24 protein-coding genes are annotated in these 23394 nt (G+C 59.5%); 12 read left to right on the top strand and 12 right to left on the bottom strand.

All coding sequences use genetic code 11. The features are described 5' to 3' along the window. Window positions 1-43: 43 nt before the first annotated feature. Genes dld through ACRQ1B_RS14455 form a run of 3 tightly spaced genes read right to left on the bottom strand, consistent with a single transcriptional unit; the run spans window position 44 to window position 3664 of the window. A complete protein-coding gene (gene dld, locus ACRQ1B_RS14465; RefSeq protein ID WP_432294401.1) occupies window positions 44-1762 on the bottom strand; it encodes a D-lactate dehydrogenase in 1719 nt (572 codons plus the stop codon). A gap of 48 nt (window positions 1763-1810) precedes the next feature. Beyond that, window positions 1811-2599, bottom strand: a complete 789-nt coding sequence (locus tag ACRQ1B_RS14460) for an HpcH/HpaI aldolase family protein (protein ID WP_432294400.1) — start codon at window positions 2597-2599, stop codon at window positions 1811-1813. A gap of 51 nt (window positions 2600-2650) precedes the next feature. Beyond that, window positions 2651-3664, bottom strand: a complete 1014-nt coding sequence (locus ACRQ1B_RS14455) for a LacI family DNA-binding transcriptional regulator (protein ID WP_432294399.1) — start codon at window positions 3662-3664, stop codon at window positions 2651-2653. Between the two features lie 182 nt (window positions 3665-3846). Here ACRQ1B_RS14455 and ltnD point away from each other — a divergent pair, with 182 nt between their 5' ends. The 10 genes from ltnD to ACRQ1B_RS14405 all read left to right on the top strand — a co-directional run bounded on the left by ltnD (window position 3847) and on the right by ACRQ1B_RS14405 (window position 13857). Beyond that, window positions 3847-4755, top strand: a complete 909-nt coding sequence (gene ltnD, locus ACRQ1B_RS14450; protein ID WP_432294397.1) for an L-threonate dehydrogenase — start codon at window positions 3847-3849, stop codon at window positions 4753-4755. A 4-nt stretch (window positions 4756-4759) separates the two neighbouring features. Next, a complete protein-coding gene (otnK, locus tag ACRQ1B_RS14445; RefSeq protein ID WP_432294395.1) occupies window positions 4760-6043 on the top strand; it encodes a 3-oxo-tetronate kinase in 1284 nt (427 codons plus the stop codon). Further along, a complete protein-coding gene (gene otnC / locus ACRQ1B_RS14440; protein WP_432294393.1) occupies window positions 6040-6690 on the top strand; it encodes a 3-oxo-tetronate 4-phosphate decarboxylase in 651 nt (216 codons plus the stop codon). The genes otnK and otnC overlap by 4 nt, the downstream gene beginning before the upstream one ends. Before the next feature lies 1 nt (window position 6691). Then, window positions 6692-7501 (top strand): hydroxypyruvate isomerase family protein, encoded by an 810-nt coding sequence (locus tag ACRQ1B_RS14435; RefSeq protein WP_432294391.1) that lies wholly within the window; start codon window positions 6692-6694, stop codon window positions 7499-7501. Between the two features lie 75 nt (window positions 7502-7576). Then, a complete protein-coding gene (gene denD / locus ACRQ1B_RS14430) occupies window positions 7577-8563 on the top strand; it encodes a D-erythronate dehydrogenase (RefSeq protein ID WP_432294390.1) in 987 nt (328 codons plus the stop codon). Beyond that, window positions 8560-9330 carry an SDR family oxidoreductase gene (locus tag ACRQ1B_RS14425; RefSeq protein WP_432294389.1) on the top strand — a complete coding sequence of 257 codons (771 nt, stop codon included), beginning with the start codon at window positions 8560-8562 and terminating at the stop codon, window positions 9328-9330. Before denD ends, ACRQ1B_RS14425 begins: the two co-directional genes overlap by 4 nt. A gap of 69 nt (window positions 9331-9399) precedes the next feature. Beyond that, complete coding sequence (locus ACRQ1B_RS14420; RefSeq protein WP_432294388.1) at window positions 9400-10467, top strand: ABC transporter ATP-binding protein; 1068 nt, start codon at window positions 9400-9402, stop codon at window positions 10465-10467. A 154-nt stretch (window positions 10468-10621) separates the two neighbouring features. After that, window positions 10622-11926: an ABC transporter substrate-binding protein gene (locus tag ACRQ1B_RS14415; RefSeq protein ID WP_432294387.1), complete on the top strand. Its 1305-nt coding sequence runs from the start codon at window positions 10622-10624 to the stop codon at window positions 11924-11926. A gap of 77 nt (window positions 11927-12003) precedes the next feature. Beyond that, on the top strand, window positions 12004-12936 hold the full coding sequence (locus ACRQ1B_RS14410) for a carbohydrate ABC transporter permease (RefSeq protein WP_432294385.1): 933 nt from the start codon (window positions 12004-12006) through the stop codon (window positions 12934-12936). Between the two features lie 12 nt (window positions 12937-12948). Next, on the top strand, window positions 12949-13857 hold the full coding sequence (locus ACRQ1B_RS14405) for a carbohydrate ABC transporter permease (protein ID WP_432294384.1): 909 nt from the start codon (window positions 12949-12951) through the stop codon (window positions 13855-13857). A 123-nt stretch (window positions 13858-13980) separates the two neighbouring features. On the opposite strand, the gene ACRQ1B_RS14400 is transcribed toward ACRQ1B_RS14405, so the two are convergent. Then, a complete protein-coding gene (locus ACRQ1B_RS14400; protein WP_432294383.1) occupies window positions 13981-14361 on the bottom strand; it encodes a BRA0787 family protein in 381 nt (126 codons plus the stop codon). 565 nt (window positions 14362-14926) lie between these two features. Between ACRQ1B_RS14400 and ACRQ1B_RS14395 the strand changes: the two genes are divergently transcribed. Both ACRQ1B_RS14395 and ACRQ1B_RS14390 read left to right on the top strand, forming a co-directional pair. Further along, window positions 14927-15109, top strand: coding sequence for a hypothetical protein (locus tag ACRQ1B_RS14395; RefSeq protein WP_432294382.1), 183 nt, complete (start codon window positions 14927-14929; stop codon window positions 15107-15109). Window positions 15110-15114: 5 nt separating this feature from the next. Continuing rightward, window positions 15115-15363: a hypothetical protein gene (locus tag ACRQ1B_RS14390; RefSeq protein ID WP_432294381.1), complete on the top strand. Its 249-nt coding sequence runs from the start codon at window positions 15115-15117 to the stop codon at window positions 15361-15363. Between the two features lie 53 nt (window positions 15364-15416). Here ACRQ1B_RS14390 and ACRQ1B_RS14385 read toward each other — a convergent pair whose 3' ends face one another. From ACRQ1B_RS14385 to ACRQ1B_RS14350, 8 genes are all read right to left on the bottom strand, one after another. Then, entirely contained in the window at window positions 15417-16709 is a 1293-nt protein-coding gene (locus ACRQ1B_RS14385) for an MFS transporter (protein WP_432294380.1), read from the bottom strand. Window positions 16710-16819: 110 nt separating this feature from the next. After that, the gene (locus tag ACRQ1B_RS14380) at window positions 16820-17230 is read right to left on the bottom strand and encodes a hypothetical protein (protein WP_432294379.1); all 411 of its coding nucleotides are present in this window, start codon (window positions 17228-17230) and stop codon (window positions 16820-16822) included. Between the two features lie 37 nt (window positions 17231-17267). Next, window positions 17268-17645, bottom strand: a complete 378-nt coding sequence (locus ACRQ1B_RS14375) for a hypothetical protein (protein ID WP_432294378.1) — start codon at window positions 17643-17645, stop codon at window positions 17268-17270. An 11-nt stretch (window positions 17646-17656) separates the two neighbouring features. Then, complete coding sequence (yghU, locus tag ACRQ1B_RS14370; RefSeq protein ID WP_432294376.1) at window positions 17657-18562, bottom strand: glutathione-dependent disulfide-bond oxidoreductase; 906 nt, start codon at window positions 18560-18562, stop codon at window positions 17657-17659. A 128-nt stretch (window positions 18563-18690) separates the two neighbouring features. Next, window positions 18691-20097, bottom strand: coding sequence for a mannitol dehydrogenase family protein (locus ACRQ1B_RS14365; RefSeq protein ID WP_432294375.1), 1407 nt, complete (start codon window positions 20095-20097; stop codon window positions 18691-18693). Between the two features lie 4 nt (window positions 20098-20101). Continuing rightward, window positions 20102-21298 (bottom strand): mannonate dehydratase, encoded by a 1197-nt coding sequence (gene uxuA / locus ACRQ1B_RS14360; protein WP_432294373.1) that lies wholly within the window; start codon window positions 21296-21298, stop codon window positions 20102-20104. Window positions 21299-21377: 79 nt separating this feature from the next. Then, entirely contained in the window at window positions 21378-22784 is a 1407-nt protein-coding gene (locus tag ACRQ1B_RS14355; RefSeq protein WP_432294371.1) for a TRAP transporter large permease, read from the bottom strand. 4 nt (window positions 22785-22788) lie between these two features. Continuing rightward, complete coding sequence (locus ACRQ1B_RS14350) at window positions 22789-23367, bottom strand: TRAP transporter small permease (RefSeq protein ID WP_432294369.1); 579 nt, start codon at window positions 23365-23367, stop codon at window positions 22789-22791. Window positions 23368-23394 lie beyond the last annotated feature (27 nt).

The following is a 23394-nucleotide window of genomic DNA, read 5'->3' as shown; positions in this document are numbered from 1 at the left end:
GGATTTCGGCATCCGACTGACCCCATCGACATCCGGGATATAGTCACGGAGCGCTAGCCTGCTCCTTGAAATATCCCGGCTCCTTCCAGTCCAGATTGAGCGAGGTCTTGCCGATGCCCGGGTTGAAGGCATTGGTCGGATCGAGTTCGCGATAAAATGCCTTGAGGCTTTCTGACGCCTCATAAAGATGGCCGACATTGTGCTCGGCAGGATATTCCGCACCGCGCGCCTTCAGCAGCGCCAGAATATCATGCTTGAGCGCCTCGCAATCCTCACCCTTCTTCACCTGATATTCCTGATGCAGGACATGGCAGAAGAAGTGACCGCAATACATGGTGAACTCGATCTTAGCGGCGATTTCCGGCGGCAGACGCTCGAACCAGTCGAGCGTATTGCGCGGCAGCGCGATATCGAGTGCAACGATATCCTCGACGGTTTTGGGATGCACGGCGCGATACCGCACCATGGCCCCGCCGACGGAAAACCGGTTGAGCAGCGCCGCCTTGCCTTCTTTCTCGTCACACTCGAAATAATCACCGCTCGTGGACGGAAAATGCCGCGCCAGATAAGTGCGCGCTTCATCCATGCCGGCATCCCCCATCTTCAGAAGCAAATGATGTTCGTAGCGGTCGCGGTAGTCGTTCATGCGGCGCGGTAGATGGCTCGGCATGCGATCGAAGATGAACTGCAGGATGCGGTCGCTGACCGCACCGCCGAGCCCGAGCTTTTCGGTGATGCCGTCAAACCGGCTCTTGCACGAAAAGGCGAACGGCACCTTATCCGTGCCGAAGGCCTGGATGTAGAGGAAGAGGTCCTTGCCGTAGCGGCCGCTCGCATCATAGGCGGAACGGTGCATGTATTCCCCGGCAATCGGCAGATTTGTAAAGCCACCCAGGATGTCGCGCCTTATGGTCTCGAGCTCAGTCGGATCGTTGCTGCCGATGTAGAAAATCTGTGTTTCCTCGTCCGCGGCAAATGTATCGAGCCGCAATGCGAAGACGGCAAGCTTGCCGGCTGAACCGGACGCCTCGTAAAGTCGCCGCGGATCCGCATTGAAACGGGCCGGCGTACCGGCTGAGATATCGCGGACATGGTCGCAATATTCATGGTCGGATGCATGCAGGTTCGTGGCCTCGACGATATCCGCCTCGCTGAACATGCCGTTATCCAGCCGTTGCAGGATCTCTTCAGGCGCCTCACCCAGCGCCACGCCGAGATTGTTCACCAATTGCAATCGGCCTGCCGCATCAATACGGGCGTAAAGCGCGAACTGCGTGAAGGCCGGACCGCGCTGAATGAGCGCTCCGCCGGAATTGTTGCACACGCCACCGGTAACGGACGCACCGATGCAACTGGAACCGATCACCGAATGCGGCTCGCGACCGATCGGCCGCAACGCTTTTTCCAGTTGGTCCAGCGTAACGCCCGGATGCGACACGACCTGTTGACCGCCATTGACAAGATCAAGGCGGCGCAGCCGCAAGGTGTTGATGACCACGACCGGCCGGTCATACCCTTCGGGCACCGGCGTCGAACCACCCGTCAGCCCCGTATTGGCAGCCTGCATGATGATGACGACCCCGGCCCGATGGCAGGCCTGCAGCGCCCGCCACATCTCCACCAGCGTGCCCGGCCGAACGACCGCAACCGCCGCCCCGCCACCGTACCGATATCCCTGGCGGAAACGCCGGGTCTGCGTGTCGCCGGTCAGCACATGACGGCGACCGACGGCATCACGCAGTTTGTCGAGAAGATCGTTCATTATCCTGCACCTTCACCGACCGTGACGTCGGCCGTCATTGTCCCGCAATCAATAGCTGTCGACCGTCGTCGGCCCGTCAGAGCCATCCCTGTATCGGCTGGAAAGCGAAGCCAGCGTCGTCAGCAGCACTGTGACATCGGCACCGACCGCAACAAAACTTGCACCCTTCCCGATAAACCGCCGGTTCAACTCCTCGTCGAACGTCAGGATACCGGCCGGTTTTCCGGCGGCAACGATGGTTTCGATCGCCTGATCGATCGCCGACAGAACCGCGTCGCTTTTCAGCGGCTGGCCGATATCGGCGGACAGATCGGCAGGGCCGATGAACACGCCGTCAATGCCGTCGGTCCGCGCGATCGCATCGAGGTTTTCCAGCGCCTCTCTGGTCTCGACCTGAACGAGAAGGCAGATTTCGTCACTGGCTTTTGCGGCGTAATCGGCAACCGTACCGTAGCGCGAGGCGCGGGCCACGATCGCCCCCATGCCGCGATCGCCATGCGGAGGGTATCGCACGGAGCGCACGCATTCGGCCGCCTCTTCCGGCGTATTGACCATCGGGATCAGCAGCGTGCGGGCGCCGATATCGAGCAACTGCTTGATCATCCATTTCGAACCGACCGGGGGACGCACCACGGGCTCGACGGACAGACCATCCAGAACCTGCAACTGCCGCATGATACTGCGCAGGTCGTTCGGCCCATGTTCTCCGTCGATCACCAGCCAGTCGAAACCGGTGCGGCCGACGATATCGGCGACAACCGCTTCGCCGGTATTGAGCCACAGGCCGATCTGTCGCTGCCCGTTCGCTATGGCTGCCTTGAATCTATTCTCGCTCATGTCTCTCCCATTGCTCCTTGAATACCTGCTGTCAGCATGCCCACCACTCCTCTAGATCGGCTTCAATCCGATGATCGGCGGTTTGAAGACAATCGTTTTCACCGCGGCGTCGCCTACGCCCTTTTCCCCGTTTCGTGTCGCATCGATGATCAGCCGCGCAGCCGCCTCCCCCATGGCGCGCCGCGGCGATTTACTCGTGGCGATCGGCGCCGGCAGGCTGTCTGTGAGGTCCAGACCATTGAAGCCGGACAGCACGATCTGCGATGGCACATCAATGCCGAGCTCCATACAGGCAAACAGCCCACCGGCAGCCATGTCGTCGTTGGAATAATAGATGCAGTCGATGTCGGGCTTTGCAGCCAGCATGTGTGTCGTCAATCGTTTGCCGAGCGCGATCGAGGAAAAGCCATCGTCCAGTTGTTCGGCCACGAAGGACAGGCCTTGGTCCGCCAGCACATGTTCGAACGCCGCCTTGCGCTTTCCTGCCCGCAGATCCCTTGCGAGCGCGCTGCCGACATAGGCAATTTTCCGCCGCCCTGCCGCCAGCAGCGCGGCCGCCATGTCGCGGCCCGCATCGCCATGCGACAGCCCGACATTGAAATCGATCGGCGTACCATCGAGATCCATGACCTGAATGACCGGAATACCGGCGCTTTTGAGCATGCGCAGCGTATCGTCCCGCTGATCGAGACCGGTGACGATGATCGCCGAGGGTTGCCATGACAGCATGTCGCGGATGATCTCGCGCTCTTTGGCTTCGTCATAATCGGAAATGCCGAACACTGCCTGCATGCCGGTGCCTTCAAGGCCAGTAGTGATGCCGGAAAGCACTTCGGGAAACACGGTATTGGACATGCTGGGCACGACCACGGCCACCAGATTGGTGCGTTGTGACGACAGCGAAAGTGCCAGCCGGTTACCGACATAGCTCAGACGCTCAGCCGCCTGCTGTACCCGCACGCGTGTGTCGTCCGCCACGTCGGAAGCACCACGCAACGCCCGCGAGGCCGTCATCTTGCTGACGCCCGCCAAAGCCGCGACTTCCTCCAGGGTGGATCTGCGCATCAACGATAAATCCCCTCCCGCGCACAGCAGTACGGCTGCTCGCGCCGTCACAGTCATAGGATGTTTGTGGTAGAAGGAAAACTGCCTCCTATTGACAATATCCAAAAAAATCGCCCATGTTACCGATACCGGTACCGTTATCGCGGCATCGGAACTTGTGTGGCACCTGGGGAGGAGACGCCGTGCAGGACATCAAAAATGCTGCGGTCATCGGTCTTGGATCGATGGGCTGGGGTGCTGCCTTATCGCTTTTGAAAGCCGGTTTTATCGTCCACGGATGTGATGTCCGTGGCGAGGTGCGCGATCGTTTTACGGAAGAAGGCGGACATGCCTGCGCCGCACCGGCCGAAGCCTGCATTGCGGCTCAGACCGTCTTCATCTACGTCGTCAATGCCCGTCAGGTCGAAGACGTGTTGTTCGGCCCGCATGGCGCGCTCGAAACTGCCAGGCCGGGAACCGTTTTCCTGCTCTGCACGACCATGGCTCCGAGTGATGCCGTTTCCATTGCTCAAAAGCTCGAAGCAGCAAGCATGCAGGTGATCGACGCCCCCGTCTCGGGCGGGCACCTGAAAGCGCTGTCGGGAGACATCACCGTTATGGCCTCCGGCAAGGCTGCGGCATTCGATGCGGCCGCATCCGCGCTCGACGCCGTTTCGGCAAAAATCTTCCGGCTGGGCGATGCGGTCGGAACCGGCTCGCAGGTCAAAATGATCAACCAGTTGCTGGCCGGCGTTCACATTGCCGCCGCCGCGGAAGCCATGACGCTGGCGGCCAGTGCCGGTATGGATCTGCAAACGGTCTACGATGTCCTGCGCGTTTCGGCCGGATCCTCATGGATGTTCGAAAATCGCGGCGAACATATCGTGTCGGGGGATTACACGCCGCGCTCCACTGTCAACATCTTTGTCAAGGATCTCGGCATCGTCACCTCGGAGGCGGAAAAAAGTGGCGCCGTGACGCCGCTTGCCAGCCTTGCGCTCAGCCTGTTTTCCGATGCCTCCAACCAGGGGCTCGGGTTGGAAGACGATGCTGCCGTTGCAAAAATCCTGGCGTTTCGAAGCGGCACCACGCTGCCCGGCATGAAAGGCTGACGGGATGGGAACCGTGCTCGGCTGCATCGCTGACGATTTTACCGGCGCAACCGATCTCGCCGCCCTTCTCGCGCGCAGTGGTTTTCCGGTGTCGCTGCGCATCGGCGTCCCGGCTGCGGATGACGCTGAGACGGATGCTGCCGCATTCGAAGTGATCGCTCTCAAAATTCGCACACAGCCGGCCGCCATCGCCATCGCGCAGGCCCGCGATGCGTTGATCTGGCTGCAAGGCGCGGGTGCGAAACGGTTTTTCTGGAAATATTGCTCGACCTTCGACAGCACCGACCAAGGCAATATCGGCCCGGTTGCAGAAATGCTGATGGAAAAGCTCGGTGCGCGGCAGACGATCTATTGCCCGGCTTTTCCACAGAACAGCCGCAGCGTCTATATGGGGCACCTGTTCGTCGGCCGACAACTGCTGTCCGAAAGCCCGATGAAGGATCACCCGCTGACGCCGATGCGCCAGTCCGACCTTGTGCGCCTGCTTCAGCCGCAGGTGCGCGGCGGTGCGGGCCTGATCGATCGTAACACGGTTCTGCAGGGTGCAGGTGCCATCGCAAGAGAACTGGACAAACTCGCCGCCGGTGGTGTTGCGCATGTCGTCGTTGATGCCCTCAGCGACAACGATCTCGCGACCATCGCCGCAGCAGTGATGGATATGCCGCTTGCCACAGGCGGCAGCGCAATCGCGGGTGAGTTGCCGCGCCTCTATGTGAAATACGGCCTTGTCGCAGCGCCCGAGGAAAACCGGCAGGGAATGTCACGGGATGGCATCGGCCCTGGCCGGATCGTGCTGTCGGGCAGTTGTTCCGCCATGACCCGGAAACAGGTCGCGCATTACAGCAAAAAAGTCGCAGGCCTGCGGCTCGATCCGCTGGCGCTCGCCAATGACGGCATGGAGACGGCGCGCAACTGGCTGCGACAGCAGCCACTCGATGAACCAAAGCTGATCTACGCGACCGCCGAACCGGATGACGTTCGTCATGCCCAGGAGGTTCTGGGGCCGGAAAAAGCCGGACAGATTGTCGAACAGGCACTGGCCGACCTTGCCGTTGAGGCATTCTCCTTGGGCACCCGCCGTTTTGTGATTGCCGGGGGAGAAACCTCCGGCGCTGTGACCGAAACACTCGGCATTTCGCGACTGGAGATCGGCCGAGAAATCGCACCGGGCGTGCCGTGGACCTATACGACGGTTCAGGGCGAGCGGATCGCACTGGCGCTGAAATCCGGCAATTTCGGCAGCGAGAGCTTTTTCGCCGATGCCTTCCAGACATTGGAGGCGGCATGAGCGAAGAAGCGACATTGCGCGAAGACATCTGCATGATGGCCAAGTCGCTTTATGACCGCGGCCTCACCGCCGGCGCATCCGGCAATATTTCCGCCCGGTTGAGCGATGGGCGCCTTCTGGTAACCCCCACCGGCAGTTCCTTCGGTAGACTCGATCCATCACGTCTGTCTTTGTTTTCAGCTGACGGCAAGCTCATGGATGGTGACAAACCGACCAAGGAGATGCCGCTTCACGCAGCCTTCTACGAGACGCGACCGGAAAAGACCGGCGCCGTCGTGCACCTGCATTCCTGCCATTCGGTGGCGCTGTCGCTGTTGCCCGAGGTCGACCCCGACAACATGTTGCCGCCGCTCACCGCCTATTCGGTGATGAAACTCGGCAAGGTGAAACTGCTGCCCTATTTCATGCCCGGCGATCCGGCCATGGGCGACGCCATTCGCGGCCTTGCCGGCAAACGCTCTGCCGTCATGCTGGCAGCCCACGGCCCGGTGGTGGCGGCCAAGGAACTGGAAGCTGCCGTTTATGCCATCGAGGAACTGGAGGAGACGGCAAAACTCGCCATGCTGACCCGTGGCGCCAATCCGAGGTTACTGAGCGAGGCACAGATCGCCGATCTGGTGAAAACCTATGATGTGGAGTGGGATTGAAATGGCCCGCTTTTCTGCAAATCTCGGTTTTTTGTGGCAGGAGCTATCGCTGCCTGACGCGATAAGAGCGGCCAAGGCCGCTGGTTTCGACGCGGTGGAATGCCATTGGCCTTACGAGACCGCACCCGAGCAAACGCGGCGCGCTCTCGAAGAGACGGGTCTTCCCATGCTCGGCCTCAATACCAGCCGCGGAAATTCGCAGGCCGGCGACAACGGGCTGTGCGCCGTGCCGGAACGACGGCAGGAGGCAGCGCAGGCAATCGATCAGGCCATCGACTACGCGGCCAGAACCGGCACAAGCAACGTCCACGTCATGGCCGGGAGAGCCATCGGCGAGGAGGCACGCGCGACCTTCATCGCCAACCTGCGTTATGGCTCGACAAGAGCCGCAGATCTCGGCATCGGCATCCTGATCGAGCCGCTGAACGACCGCGATGCGCCCGGATATTTCCTGCAAACGACCGATCAGGCGCTCGACATCATCTCCGCGGTCGGTGCGACAAATGTCAGACTTATGTTCGATTGCTACCATGTGCAGATCATGCAAGGTAACCTGACCCGCCGGTTGCAGGAGGCCATGGCGGCGATCGGGCATATCCAGATCGCGGCCGTGCCGGATCGGCGCGAGCCAGATCATGGCGAGGTCGATTACAGCCATATCATCGGCCATCTCGATGCGCTGGGTTATGACCGCCCGATCGGCGCCGAATACCGGCCGGCGACATCTACCGAAGCCGGCCTGGGCTGGCTCAAATCTTATCGTGAGACGCAACGGATGCGGAATACGGAGAACAATGACATGACTGAATGACGTTCAGTGGTTCGAAGTGAGGAGCGAACCATCGGACAAAAGAAATCAACGGCGACACTGGGAGGAGAAGCCGGAATGCATGTGATGATTTTGGGTGCGGCAGGCATGGTCGGTCGCAAGCTGGTGGACCGGATTGCATCAAGCCCGCAGATTCTGGGTGGCGAGATCAGCCGCCTGACGCTGGTGGATGCATTTAAGCCAACGGTTCCGACGACACTTCAGTCGATCACCACGGCGCAGACGGCGGACCTTGCCGATGCGACCGTCGCCCCGAAACTGATCGCCACGCGCCCGGACCTGATTTTTCACCTTGCCGCCATCGTTTCGGGCGAGGCGGAAGCCGATTTCGACAAGGGTTACTCCGTCAATCTCGACGGCACGCGGGCGCTATTCGAGGCCATCCGCCACGAGGGTTTAAAGGAACGCTACGTTCCGCGTTTCGTGTTCGCATCGTCGATCGCCGTATTCGGCACGCCGTTCCCGGACATCATTCCCGACGAGTTCTTCACCACGCCGCTCACCAGCTATGGCACGCAGAAGGCTATCGCCGAGCTGCTGCTTGCTGATTATTCACGACGCGGCATTTTCGACGGCATCGGCATCCGCCTGCCGACGATCTGCGTGCGGCCGGGTGCGCCCAACAAGGCGGCATCGGGCTTCTTTTCCAACATCCTGCGCGAGCCGCTGGTCGGCCAACCCGCCGTGCTTCCGGTCAGTGATCAGGTGCGTCACTGGTTTGCCAGCCCCCGCGCGGCGGTCGGCTTTTTCGTGCATGCGGCGACGATCGACACCGCAAAGATCGGTCCGCGGAGAAACCTCACCATGCCGGGGCTTTCGGCGCTCGTTGCTGAGGAGATCGAAGCGCTGCGCCGCGTGGCCGGTGACAAGGCGGTGGCACTGATCCGCCGCGAACCGGATCCGGTCATCGAGCGGATCGTAGCCGGCTGGGCCACGCAGTTTGACGCACGGCGCGCCTCTTCCTTGGGCTTCAAGGCCGAAACAAATTTCGAGGAAATTGTGCAGGCGCATATCGAAGACGAGTTGGAAGGTAAGATTGCATGACGGCAGCGGATAAAAACGGGCAGATCGCATTGGTCACGGGCGGCGGCACCGGCGTCGGGCGCGCCATTGCCAAGGCGCTGGGTGGTGCCGGCTACACGGTGGTCATCTCCGGTCGCCGCGAGGACGTGCTTAATTCGGCAGCGACAGAACTGGCGAATGAAACCGGTGCCGAATTTCTCGCCGTTGCCGCCGATGTTGGTGATCCCGCTTCGGTCCGCGCACTGTTCGATGCGATTTCGGAAAAATATGGCCGGCTCGATCTGCTGGTGAACAATGCCGGCATCAACGTGCCCAACGTTCCGATGGAGGAACTGTCCTTCGAGGACTGGAACGCCATCGTCGCCGCCAACCTGACTGGCGCATTTCTGTGCAGCCAGCAGGCTTTTCGCATCATGAAGGCCCAAAATCCCCGCGGCGGCCGCATCATCAACAACGGCTCGATTTCCGCCACCACGCCGCGACCCAATACGGCCCCCTATACCGCCACCAAACATGCCATTACCGGGCTCACCAAATCCACCGCGCTCGATGGCCGCCATTTCGATATCGCCTGCGGCCAGATCGATATCGGCAACGCCTCGACGGAGATGACCCGGAAAATGGCGAAGGGTGTGATGCAGGCCAACGGCGAGATCGCCATCGAGCCGACCATCGACGCCGGCCATATCGCCAATGCCGTCGTCTATATGGCGAGCCTGCCGCTCGATGCCAATGTGCTGACGATGACCGTGATGGCGACGAAAATGCCCTTTGTCGGACGCGGCTGATCCATCCGCCACCGATCGCCTACGCAGACAGGAAAAGACGGGAATTCATAACATACCCAGGGAGGGAGCATGGCAGACGTTCAATTCACCGATGTCCGCAAATCGTTCGGCGCATTTCCGGTCATCAAAGGTGTGGATATCGAAATCGCCGATGGCGAATTCGTCATCCTCGTCGGCCCCTCAGGCTGCGGAAAATCCACCCTGCTGCGCATGCTGGCAGGACTTGAAAACATCTCCGGCGGCGAGATCAGCATCGGCGGCAAGGTGGTCAACACGCTGCCGCCCAAGGAACGCGATATCGCCATGGTGTTCCAGAACTACGCGCTCTACCCACACATGACGGTGGAGCAAAACATGGCCTTTTCGCTGATGCTCAACAAGGCGCCGAAAGCCGAAGCCGACAAACGCGTCAAATATGCCGCCGGCATTTTGGGCCTCGACAAGCTGCTGGAACGGTATCCGCGGCAGCTGTCCGGAGGCCAGCGCCAGCGTGTCGCCATGGGCCGCGCCATCGTGCGTGATCCAAAGGTCTTTCTGTTCGACGAGCCGCTCTCCAACCTCGACGCCAAACTGCGCGTTGCCATGCGCGCCGAGATCAAGGAACTGCACCAGCGGCTGAAGACCACCACCGTCTATGTCACACACGACCAGATCGAGGCGATGACCATGGCCGACAAGATCGTCGTCATGCATGACGGCGTGGTCGAGCAGATCGGCAGCCCGCTGGAGCTTTACGACCAGCCGGCAAACCTGTTTGTTGCCGGCTTCATCGGTTCGCCCGCCATGAACATGATCAAGGGCAAACTCGACCCGCAGGATCGCAGCCGCTTCATCGCCACGGATGGCACCATCCTGCCGGTTGCCAACGCACCGGCAGGAGCGCTCGGCCGCGACCTGATCTACGGCCTGCGCCCCGAATATATTGCCCTCGATGCCGACGGCATTCCGGTCGAGATCGTGGTGATCGAACCGACTGGTTACGAGACGCATCTCATCGTACGGCTGGGCGGCACGGAAGCCAATTGCGTGTTTCGCGAACGTGTCGGCGCCAGACCGGGCGAAACGCTGCGCGTCTCGATCGATGCCACCCATGTCCATCTCTTCGATGTCGAAACCGGAAAGAGATTGACCGACTGATACCGCGCGGATGGCCACGGGCAGGAGGAGGAGCCTTCCCGTTTCACCATCCTCGTCGGCGCATTCCGTAACCGAGAATGCAAGGGCCGCCATTCACCAAGCGGGACAGTGGATGCCGGGGGATTTTCGACCCGTGTTTTGGAGGAGGAATATCATGACGATCAGAAGACGTGACTTTCTCGCAGCAACCGCCGCCACCGCTGGTGTCGCCGGTCTGGGCATCCGCCCGACCTTCGCGCAGGCCGAACCGGCCTACAAGCCGGAAAGCGGCGCCAGCCTGCGCCTGCTTCGCTGGACACCCTTCGTGAAGGGCGATGAAGAAGCCTGGCTTGCCAATACCAAAAAATTCACCGAGGCGACCGGCGTCGAAGTCCGTGTCGACAAGGAAAGCTGGGAGGATATCCGCCCCAAGGCCGCCGTCGCCGCCAATGTCGGCTCCGGTCCCGACCTTGTGATGTGCTGGTTCGATGACGCGCACCAGTATCCAGACAAGCTGGTCGATCTCACCGAACTCGCCAACTATCTCGGCGGCAAATATGGCGGCTGGTATGACGGCATGCGCGGGTATGCCGCCCGTGGCGACCAGTTCATCGCCATGCCGCTCGCCGCCATCGGCAATGCCGTCGTTTACCGCGACAGCCACATGAAGGCAGCCGGTTTCAGCGAATTCCCGAAGGATACGGCCGGTTTCCTCGAACTGTGCAAGGCGATGAAGGCCAAGGGCACGCCCGCCGGCTTCCCGCACGGCAAGGCCGTCGGCGACGGCAACAACTATGCGCATTGGCTGCTCTGGAGCCATGGCGCGCAGATGGTCGATGCCGAAGGCAAGGTGACGATCAACAGCCCGGAAACGCTGGCGGCGATCAACTATGCGAAGGAGCTTTACGCCACCTTCATTCCGGGCACGGAAAGCTGGCAGGACGTCAACAACAACCGCGCCTTCCTCGCCGGACAGGTGTCGCTGATCGCCAATGGCGTTTCGGTCTATTACACCGCCAAGGGCGATCCGAAACTGGCGGAAATCGCCGCCGACATCCGCACCACCAATTTTCCGATCGGCCCGGTCGGCAAGAGTGTGGAACTGCACCAGACCAGTTCGCTGCTGCTGTTCAAGCACACGAAATACCCGGAAGCCGCCAAAGCCTATATCAAGTTCATGATGGAAGCCGACCAGATGAATGCCTGGATCACCGGCTCCAGCGCCTATTGCTGCCAGGCACTGAAATCCTTTGCCTCCAATCCGATCTGGACCGCCGATCCGATCCACGCGCCGTACTCGCGCGCGTCGGAAACCCTGCGGCCGAACGGTTATGCCGGCCCGCTGGGTTACGCCTCCGCTGCCACCATGGCCGATTACGTTCTGGTCGACATGTTCGCCGCCGCCGTCACCGGCCAGCGTTCGCCGGAAGATGCCATGAAGGAGGCCGAACGCCGGGCCAACCGCTATTACCGCGTCTGACGCGCTCTCAATGATGCCGATGCGGCACGCCGGCTTTTGAGCCCGGCGTGCCGCCATTCCCGATCAGGAGGTTTGCCATGGCGACGGTGATTACCAAGGAAACGCGAGGGCCGTTCAACTCGCTCTTGCAGAACAACAATGTGCTCGGCGCCCTGTTCATGCTGCCGGCAGCGATCTTTCTTTTGTGTTTTCTCACCTATCCGCTCGGCCTCGGTGTCTGGCTCGGCTTCACCGATACCAAGATCGGCCGCGACGGCATTTTCATCGGGCTGGAAAACTACCAGTTCCTGATGGAAGATGACGTGTTCTGGCTGTCGGTGTTCAACACCGTGCTCTACACCTTTGTCGCCTCGGTGCTGAAATTCGCGCTCGGCCTCTGGCTGGCGCTGCTGCTCAACCAGCATCTGCCGTTCAAATCCTTCTTTCGCGCCATCATTCTTTTGCCCTGGGTGGTGCCGACCGTGCTGTCGGCGCTCGCATTCTGGTGGATCTATGACGCGCAATTCTCGATTATCTCGTGGTCGCTGATGCAGATGGGGATGATCGACAGCCCGATCAATTTCCTCGGCGATGCCACCAATGCCCGCATCTCGGTGATCCTGGCCAATGTCTGGCGCGGTATTCCCTTCGTGGCGATTTCGCTGCTCGCCGGTCTGCAGACCATTCCCGCCTCGCTGCAGGAAGCCGCCTCGCTTGATGGCGCCAGCGGCTGGCAACGGTTCCGCTATGTGACGCTGCCGATGCTCACCCCGATCATCGCGGTGGTCATGACCTTTTCGGTTCTCTTCACCTTCACCGATTTCCAGCTGATCTACGTGCTCACCAAGGGCGGTCCGGTCAATGCCACGCATCTGATGGCGACCTTGTCCTTCCAGCGCGGCATTCCCGGTGGACAGTTGGGCGAAGGTGCGGCCATTGCCGTGGCCATGGTGCCCTTCCTGCTCGCCGCCATCATGTTCAGCTTTTTCGGATTGCAACGCCGCAAATGGCAGCAGGGCGGACAGGATTGAGGGGATAGATAGATGAACACGCAAACCACCACCACTCGCCCGGCCGATGCCGTTTTGACCGACAATGCCGAGGGCATGAGCTATCTCAACCGCCTGCCCCGGCGTATCGTCATGCTCTACCTGCCGATGGCGGTGTTCACCTTCGTGCTGCTGTTCCCATTCTACTGGATGGCGATCACGGCGGTAAAACCCAATGACCAGCTGACCGATTACACCAATTACAGCCCGTTCTGGGTGGTCGGCGCCACGCTCGACCACATCAAATACCTGTTCTTCGAGACCTCCTATCCGGGCTGGCTGTGGAACACGATGCTGGTGGCGGTCGGCTCGACGGCGCTGTCGCTGGTGGCCTCGGTGCTCGGCGCCTATGCGATCGAACGCATCCGTTTTACCGGCTCGCGGCAAGTGGGCTTGGTAATCTTCCTCGCCTATCTCATCCCGCCATCGATCCTGTTCATTCCCCTGGCCTTCATCGTTTTCCAGCTGGGTTTTTATGACAGTCGTCTGGCGCTGATTTTCACCTATCCCACATTCCTCATCCCCTTCTGCACATGGCTGCTGATGGGTTATTTTCGCTCGATCCCGTTCGAGCTGGAGGAAAGCGCGCTGGTGGATGGCGCCAACCGCTGGCAGATTCTCGTCAAAATCATCCTGCCGCTGGCAGTGCCGGGCCTCATCTCGGCCGGCATCTTTGCCTTCACGCTGTCGTGGAACGAGTTCATCTACGCGCTCACCTTCATCCAGTCTTCGGAAAACAAGACGATCCCGGTCGGCGTGCTGACCGAACTGGTGCGTGGCGACGTATTCGAATGGGGATCACTAATGGCCGGTGCGCTGTTCGGATCGCTGCCGGTGGTCATCCTCTATTCCTTCTTCGTCGACTATTACGTGTCGTCGATGACCGGAGCGGTGAAGGAGTAGAGAACCGCTTGCTCGAGCGCGGCTCCCAAGTCGGCGATGAACAGGTACTCAAAAGTCTCACTGGCCGTTCCCGAATGGAGCGGCCAGTGAGCGTTTTCATGGGAGCGTTGTCATGCGCGGTTTCTAATGGGCGTGCCAGGGCGTGGGGGTATATCCCTCCACGATGGCAGAGATCCGGCCATCGCTCAGCTGGCGTTTGCGGACCAGAACGCTCATGACGCGCGCGGCCGTCGAGAAAGTCATCTCATCGAGAGGACCTTCCCCCTCCCAGGGTTTTGTCAGCTGTTCCGTGACGCCACCGACGACATTGGCGGGGACGATATCGGAGCAGCCGCGCAACGCGGCAAAAACCTCGGATATCGGCATCCTATCGGAACCGACGGCGAGAGCCGGCTCCGGATCACCGATCTGCCAATCTTCAAAAGCATCGAGGGAATCACGAAAATATTGCTGCAGGGTGATCGGCGCATGACCATTTTCAAGCGCGGGAAGGATATGAGCCATCAGCTTTCTCCATTTCTGCTTGTGAGGGGTAAGTCGACCAGTTCAGTCGTTTTACACGTCTATCGGCCGACCGTGAAGCCTTTTTGATGCAGGACGCTTGATTGCAGGCCGAGGGATGCCACGGCACAGGTCAGGAAAATACGTGCCATCCGCTTGTAAAGACCGGCTTTTGATTGCCCTTGTCCTGACGCAACCCGCCTATTGCCATTGGTCATCGCTTGAATGCGATGAGCGCATAATGAGGCATAAAATCCTCAACCACCGAACCTTGGCGCGATATTTTTCCACTTCGTCGAATATCTAGCAAAATTATAGATTTATTTTCCAATAGGCACTCATTTCTCATTGAAACCCTGGTGTCATCTCTGTAGATTTCGTGTCGTTGACGATCGACCCAAGGAGATGAACATGATTGTAAGCCGCACGAATGCGCACTTTGTGGCGTCCATTATTCTTGGCCGCTCTTCACTCCGTTGTTGCCACTCACATGCCTCGCGAATGCCGGGCGCTTCCAGCGCCGATCATCCATCGAGACAATCAGGCCCGGACGGGCGGAGTGAGCACCATGAGCATTGAACATGCCGGCCTTCCGGTGGGAATTGCGGTCCGACAGGACGACGCCTACCGTTTCATTGCGGTCAAATTTCACGTCATCGATCTCGATGAGCGTCGATTTGCCAATCTGAGCGAATTGAAAGCTGCTATACGTGATCATGTCATTCAGAATAGTGGTGCATTGGCAGCATGACCGACATGAATTTCGAATCTTCCAGCCGACAAAAGTCGCGGCATAAGCTTGCTTCGCTTTTTCGTATCTCTGGCGAATACGCTGCGCGGGACGTATTGCGACTTGGATCCCTTACACTGGTTCTGGTCGGATCGGCACTTCTGCTTACCGGTGCTTTGTGCCGAAACACGGCGACACTGCCGGAATGGACGGGGATTGCGCCGGTTACCGCTGGCATGGTGATCCTGATCTTTCTGACCGGACGACACAGCTGAGGACATCTCCCGGCAGATTTGAAACAGATCTGCCGGGACGTTTTCGCCAAGCACTACACAGCCTGGGTTGGATTCGCTTCCGCCTTTCGGGCCAAAGCTCTTCCCACCACGATGACGAGCACACCGGCAGCCGCCAAGCAGGCCGACAGGAAAAACATCGGCAGGATATTGCTGCCCGTGGTGTCGTTGATCCACGGCACGACATTCTGGGCGATGAAGCCGCCAAGGTTGCCGACCGAATTGATCGCCGCAATGCCCGCGGCCGCGCCCGCTCCTTTCAGGAAGCGTGACGGCAGGCTCCAGAACACCGGCTGGCCCGCAAAGATGCCGGCTGCGGCAATGCACAGGAAAACAAACTGTATGATCGGCGTGGTGAATAGGGCGGACAACGCCAACGCAATGGCACCGATAAAGGCCGGCGCAACGATATAAGGCGTTTTCCTTTCAGTCTTGTCCGCTGCGGCAGGCACCACCCACAAGACGATGGCAACGATGATCCACGGGATAATGTTGATGAAGCCGTTGGTGGTGTTGGACACGCCAAACCCCTTGACGATGGTCGGCAGCCAGTAGCTGAGCCCATAGGCGGCCAGCGGAAAGCCGATATAGCAAAGCGCCATCAGCAGTACGCGTGGATTGAGAAGCGCCTTGAAGCCGTCATCGGCATCGCCTTCCATTCCCTGGTTTTCACGCGCAAGCCGGTCCTTGAGCCACTGCTTTTCATCGGCCGTCAGGAATTTTGCCTTTTCGGGCGTGTCATCGAGATAAAAGAAAGTGACGATACCGGCGACCACGGCCGGCACGCCCGTCGCCAGGAACACCCATTCCCAACCGGCAAGCCCAAGAAAACCGTCCAGATCGAGCAGCGCACCACCCAGCGGGGCGCCGACAGCATTGGCCAGTGCGCTGAAGATCATGAAAAGCCCCACCATGCGGCCGCGATAATCCTTGGGGAACCACAGCGTCAGCAGATAGAGAACGCCCGGAAAGAAGCCGGCTTCCGCCACACCGAGCAGGAACCGCAGAATGTAGAACATCGTCATGTTCTGCGTGAAGGCGAGGCCGATTGTCACCAGGCCCCAGGACACAAGGATGCGGGTAAACCACACCCGGGCACCGAACCGGGTCAGGAAAAGATTGGCGGGCACCTCGAAGATGAAATAGCCGACGAAAAACAGCGACGCGCCAAGACCATAGGCATATTCACTCATGCCCAGCGCATCGACCATGTCGAGTTTTGCGTAGCTGACATTCTGACGGTCGATGTAAGCAATAAGATAAAGAAGGCCGAGAAACGGCATGAGCCGCCAGGTTATCTTCCGGATAAGCGCCTGTTCCGAAACCATGCATTTCCTCCAATGCAGTTAAGGCTTTGAACAGCAATTAGTGTGATGCCGATAGTCGGCAAGTGGAGGACACACGTCATGTTTGTGGCGGCACCTCTACCGGCGGCGCTTCAATCCGCCTTGGGATCATGAACATCCTCATCACGAAACTTTCGCTCGTAGGGAAGCGTGAGGATGGCCGATGCCGCCGCCGCGGCGCCCAACAACGAGGCGAACGGCACCACGACCAGAATGATCGGAAGGACGGGATTGGAAGCACGCCTTATGAGGCTTTGCAGGTTGCCGACATCGAGCGCAATAAGTGCTGCGCCGACGACCACGCCGATAACGGCACCGCCAAGGGCATTGAGCGCCATGAAACGCAGCATATCCTGATGATCGCGCCGCGCTGCCTCCGGGCTCATACGCGGCTTGCGATCGTTATGCAGGAAGGCATCACGCCTGCGTTGGCGATCCGCCCACCGTTTGAGAGGTTTGAGCGGATCGTTCAGTTTTATCATCCAGACAATCGGTACAAGCATCACGTCTCCTCCGCAGCTTGTCGATCGTCAATGAATATCAGATTTCGAAAAAGTTCTCGAATGATTCCGGAAAACTTTTGCGCGCCACCCGTTCATCGATCCTCAGCATCGTCTGGTAGGAAAGCGGATCGAAATCCTTGTCCGCCGGCACGACTTCGCGCCCCAGAAGAAGGTTGAGACGCGCGGCATCGAGATTGCCGCGTTCAAAGGGCTCGGCACCAAAATGATGCCAGAGCGCATGAAGAAACGCCCCGTCGACGCGGTGTTCGGCCATGCCGGGACGTTTGCGCCGAGGAATTTCTTTCAGCGGCGTCACACCCTTGGGGTTGGCGCGGCGGATAGTGAACTGGATCCCCGTGCTTGGCATCCCGCCCGGAAAACCGCGATGTTTGGTCATTTCGGGCAGGTTTGCCATCGTCTTGATCCTTAAGTGTTTGCGACCTTGTCGGCCGTCTTGGTGTCGAAATCGGAAGCGTCGTGACGCTCGCGCAGTTGCTCCGCCGGTTCGCCGGATGTCCGGTTGACCATACGGCCGCGCTTCACCGCCGGCCGTGCGAAAACCTCCGCCGTCCAGCGCTGGAGGTGCTTGTAACCCTGAACTTCCAAAAAGTCACCGGCATCGCCATAGGCCTGACCAAGCGCCAGATTGCCGTACCATGGCCAGATCGCCATGTCGGCAATCGTGTACTCTTTTCCAGCCATGAACTGGTTTTCGGCAAGGTGACGGTCGAGCACATCGAGCTGACGTTTGGTTTCCATCGCGTAGCGGTCGATCGCATATTTGATCTTGATCGGCGCATAGGCATAAAAATGGCCAAAGCCGCCGCCGACGAACGGTGCCGAGCCCATCTGCCAGAACAGCCAGTTCATGGCCTCCGCACGGGCGCGCAGATCGATCGGCAGGAAAGCACCGAATTTTTCGGCAAGATAGATCAGGATGGAAGCGGATTCAAAAACCCGGATCGGTTCACCGCCGCCTTTTGGCGCACGGTCCAGCAAAGCCGGGATTTTCGAATTCGGATTGATGCCGACAAAACCGGAACCGAACTGTTCACCCTGACCGATATTGATCAGCCAGGCATCATATTCGGCATCGCTGTGACCGGCGGCCAGAAGCTCTTCCAGCATGATGGTGACCTTGACGCCATTCGGGGTGCCAAGCGAATGAAGCTGCAGCGGATGTTTGCCGACCGGCAGTTCCTTGTCATGTGTCGGCCCGGCAATCGGGCGGTTGATATTGGCGAACTGGCCACCATTGCCCTTTTCCCAGGTCCAGACTTTTGGCGGTTCATAACCGGCTGGAAAATTGTCGGCGGAAGATTTCTCGGTCATCAAAACGGTCCTTTGCTTCGGATAGCAGTTGGCGGATGAAAAACGCTGAAACGCTATATAGGCAATGGACCGTCCGGATGCACAGGTCAGACACCTGATCTACCGACAAAAATTGGAAAACTATTCCGTCACCGCTCCCGCTTTGCCAGCTCGGCATCGACCAGATCGCGCCAGCCACGCGCCCTCACGAGCACATCGGGGAACAGCCCCTCAATCGCAAGGAAAGATGCGGAAGGATCAGCAGCGTCGACAGTCCGAGCCGCGCCGAGGATTTCCTCTCGCCGAGGATCATTACAATCCTGCTGCTTGACGACAGCGGCGATCCAGGCGGCAACGACATAGGCGAATTCCGCCGCGTCACCGCCTGCGGCCAACGCTTCCACCGCTGGCGCAAAAATGCGCTGCGGCAATTTCTGTGTGCTGTCCGAAGCTATCTGCACATTCCGATGTGCAATCGCGGGATTGGCGAAGCGGGCAATCAACTGGCGCGTATAATCATCGAGATCGATACCGGGCACGGGATCGAGCGTCGGCAGAACTGCTTTCATATGGCGCTCGACCAGCGCCCGCAGCTCCGGCACGCCCATGACGTCGCGCACATAGTCCAGACCATGCAGCAGGCCGAGATGGGCAATCAACGTGTGGCCGCCATTCAGCAGCCGCAGCTTCATCTTTTCGTACGGCTCGACATTGTCGACGAAAAGCGCGCCGCCCGCCTCCCATTGCGGCCTGCCGGACACGAACCGATCCTCGATCACCCACTGCATGAAAGGTTCGGTTTCGATCGCGAGGCTATCCTCGACACCGAGAAGATTTTGCGCTCTGGCACGCGTCTCGTCCGTGGCGGCAGGCACTATACGGTCGACCATGCTGGACGGAAACGCGCCATTCTCCCTGATCCATCGCGCCAGTTCGGGATCGCGTCGTTCGGCCATATCCAGAACCAGTCGCTGAACGATATGTCCGTTGGACGGAAGATTATCGCAGCACAGAACGGTGAAGGGGGAAAGACCATTGGCACGACGCAGTGCCAGACCCTCGACCAAAAAGCCGAGAACCCCGACCGGTTCGTGCGGATTGGCGAGATCGGCCGCGACAGCCGGGTGAGCAACATCCAGTCCGCCGCTGACGGGATCGAGACCATAGGCCTTTTCCGACACGGTCAACGTGACGATCCGGATCTCTTCGCTGGACAAAAGATCGAGCACTCTTACCCGATCCTCAGCGGCACAAATCCATCCGACCGTCGCGCCGATCACTTCCGCCTTGTCATCCCCCTCCCCGCGTACGATGACCGAAAACAGCCCATCCTGCTCCGCCATCGCTTTAACAGGTTCCGGCGAACGCAAGTTGACGGCAACGATGCCCCATGGCCCGAAGGCGCTTTCCAGGGCACGCTGCGTGAAAACGGCCTGATGAGCGCGATGAAAGGCACCAAGCCCGATATGCACAATACCGGGTTTTAGCGCCGCACGATCATAGGCCGGAGCCTTGACGTTTTCCGGCAGGCTGGTCGAGGATGAAAGCCGCGCCATAGCTTCACCGCATGCCGTATTGCGTATGGAGAAGCGTGCGCTCGATGCCGCGCAATTCGGCCAGCCCCTTCAGGCGACCGATGGCCGGATAACCGGGCTGAGCGCCCCGCGTCACGTCGTCGAGGATTTCCTGACCGTGATCGGGACGCATGGGAATTTCGTGATCCTCCCTGCCCTCGTCGCGACGGCGTTTTTCTTCCTTCAGCAGAGCGGCGATGACCGCCACCATATCCGTGCCGCCCTCCAGATGCTCGTCCTCGTAGAACGAGCATGGCAGGCTGTCTTCGTCCCGCGTGACATTGCGCAGATGAACGAAATGGATGCGCGAGGCGAACCGCTCGGCAATCGCCGGCAGATCGTTGTCGGCACGCGCGCCGAGAGAGCCGGAGCACAAGGTGACGCCATTGGCGCGGCTGCTGACCATGTCGAGGATGTAAGCGTAGTCGGCTTCCGTGGAGAGAATGCGCGGCAGGCCGAGCAGCGGCCACGGTGGGTCATCCGGGTGCGCGCAAATGTTGATGCCGACCTGTTCGGCCACCGGCACCACCTCGCTCAGGAAATCGATCAGATGGGTCTGCAGTTTCGTTGCCGTGATGCCCTGATATGTCCGCAGCTTTTCCAACAGCTGATCCAGAGTATAGCCATCGGCCGAACCCGGCAGTCCGGCACCGATATTACGGCCGAGTGCTACGATTTTTTTATCGTCCATTTCCGAAAAACGTCGGGCAGCCACATCCTGCAAGGCTTCCGGATAATCGGATGCAGCATCCGGCCGCTTCAGGATGTTGATATCGAAAGCGACGAAATCCGTCAGATCGAAACGCATGGCGCGTGCGGCATGCCGCGTTTCCCAGCGCAGGTCTGTCCGCGTCCAGTCCAGCACCGGCATAAAATTGTAGCAGACGGTGCGGATACCGCTGTCCGAAAGGCGGCGCAGGGTCTCTTTCCAGTTATCAACGTGAGTGCGCCACTCTCCCGTTTGAGTTTTTACGTTTTCCGACACCGGCACGCTTTCCACCACATCCCAGAACAGACCGCCGGCCTTGATCTCTGCGTGGCGTTTGGCGATTTCATCCACCGGCCAGACATCACCGGTCGGGATGTGATGGAGCGCGCTGACAATGCCTTTTGCGCCCGCTTGTGCCGCGTCCTGCACAGTCACCTTGTCGACCGGTCCGAACCATCGCCATGTATGTCTCATGCGTCTTGTCCCTTGATATTCAGGTCTGAAAGTCAGGCAGTGAGGGGCCCGCGCCCTCCTCCGGCGCGGGCATGATCGATCAGCGGATCAGCCCCATCTCGGTCGGCAACCACAAGGTGATGGCCGGGATGAAGGTGATCAGCACCAGTGCGATCAGCAGCGGCACAAGCCAGGGCAGGATCGCCATGGTCGTGCGCTCTACCGATAGCTTGGCAACACGCGACAGGACGAACAACACCATGCCGAGCGGCGGGTGCAAAAGACCGATCATCAAATTCAGTGTCATGATCAGGCCGAAATGGACCGGATCTATATCAAACTGAAGCACGATCGGCAGCAGGATCGGCACGAGAATGGTGATCGCGGCAATCGTATCGAGGAAGCAACCGACAAACAGCATCAGCAGATTGACGAGGATCAGAAAGATCCACTTGCTGTCCGTCAGGCTGGTGATGGCCGTTGACAGAAGCTGCGCCGTCTGGCTGACCGTCAAAAGCCAAGCAAAGACCGAGGCGGCGGCAACGATGAACAGGACAGAAGCCGTGGTTTCGATCGTGTCGAATGTCGCCTTGGCCAAAGACTTCAGCGTCATCGTGCGATAACGCACGAGGCCGAGGAAGAGCGACCAGAGAACCGCCGCGACTGCCGCTTCCGTCGGCGTGAACCAGCCCATGGTCATGCCGCCGATCAGGATGACCGGGGTCATCAGTGCCATGACGGCGGAGAAGTCAAAGTACCAGTCGCAGGCAATCAGAACCACGAGCGCGATCAGGATTGCCCAGTTGAGCGAAAGGCCTAGAAGCGTCAACAGATAGATACCGACCGGCACCGCAAAAACGATGAGCACTTCCAGTGACGCGCCAAAGAGGTTTCGCAGGCTGAAGGGCGTGTCCGATCCCCACTGTTTGACATAGGCGAAGACCGCGACGGTGAGCATCATCAACACGGTCATGACGACGCCGGGCACAATGCCGGCCATGAACAGCGCGCCGATCGAAACATTCGCCATCATGCCGTAGATGACGAAGGGCAATGACGGCGGGAAGATCGGCCCGAGTGTTGCCGATGCGGCGGTAACGCCGACGGCGGCTTCCACCGGATAACCATGATCCTTCATGGCCTTGATCTCGATCGTGCCGATGCCGGCAGCGTCAGCCAAAGCCGTGCCGGACATGCCGGAAAACACCACCGAACCGATGATGTTCACCTGCGCCAAGCCACCCTTCATCCAGCCGACCAGCGCGACAGCGAAGGAATAGATGCGCCCCGTCACGCCGGCCGAGTTCATCAGGTTGCCTGCGAGGATGAAGAAGGGCACCGCCAGAAGCGGAAAGCTCTCGACGCCGGCAATCAGTCGCTGCGCGGCGATGATGTCGGGCGCAACGTTGTAAAAGACGATGTAGAGGACTGACGATGTGGCCATGGAAACGGCGACGGGCAGACCGAGCACCATCAGAAGCAGAAAAGAACCAATAAGAAGCAGCATACGATCAGACCTCTGCGTGCTGGAATTCTTCGGGACGCTCAAGCACCGAATAACCACGGCGCATATTGGCGACGAACACCTGAATGGAGCGCAGCAGCATCAACACGAACGCGGCAAGAACGGTGTAGAAGACGATGTTGCGGGGCAGCTGGACGGTGACCATTTCCTCGTCCGCAACGATTTCCATGTAACGCCACATGAGCCATGAGCCGTAGGCGAAGAAACCGATACGGATGATATCGACGAGTGTCGCCATGATCCGCGTCACCTTCGGCGGCAGGTAATGGTAGAGAACATCGACCTGAATGTGCCGCGACATGCGCACGCACATGACCGAACCCAGAAACACCACGCCGATCAGGCAGTTGACGGCAATTTCCTCGGTCCAGGCATAACTGTTATTGAGCACATAGCGCGTGAAGAACTGCAGAAATACGCAGGCGGTCATCGCCCAGAACAGGCCAAGCGTCACCCAGTCCTCAAAAGCATAGACCTTCAGATCGACGTCGACTGGGGCTTCATCAAAAGTATGCGCAAGCTCCTCAGGCGTGACCTGAGTGTGAATTTCCGGCTGCGTTGTCATGGATTTCATCCCGTTTGATGTGGGGAT

Source organism: Endobacterium panacihumi (assembly GCF_050847465.1).
Taxonomy (GTDB): domain Bacteria; phylum Pseudomonadota; class Alphaproteobacteria; order Rhizobiales; family Rhizobiaceae; genus Neorhizobium; species Neorhizobium panacihumi.
This window is presented reverse-complemented; position numbering and strand designations above follow the sequence as displayed.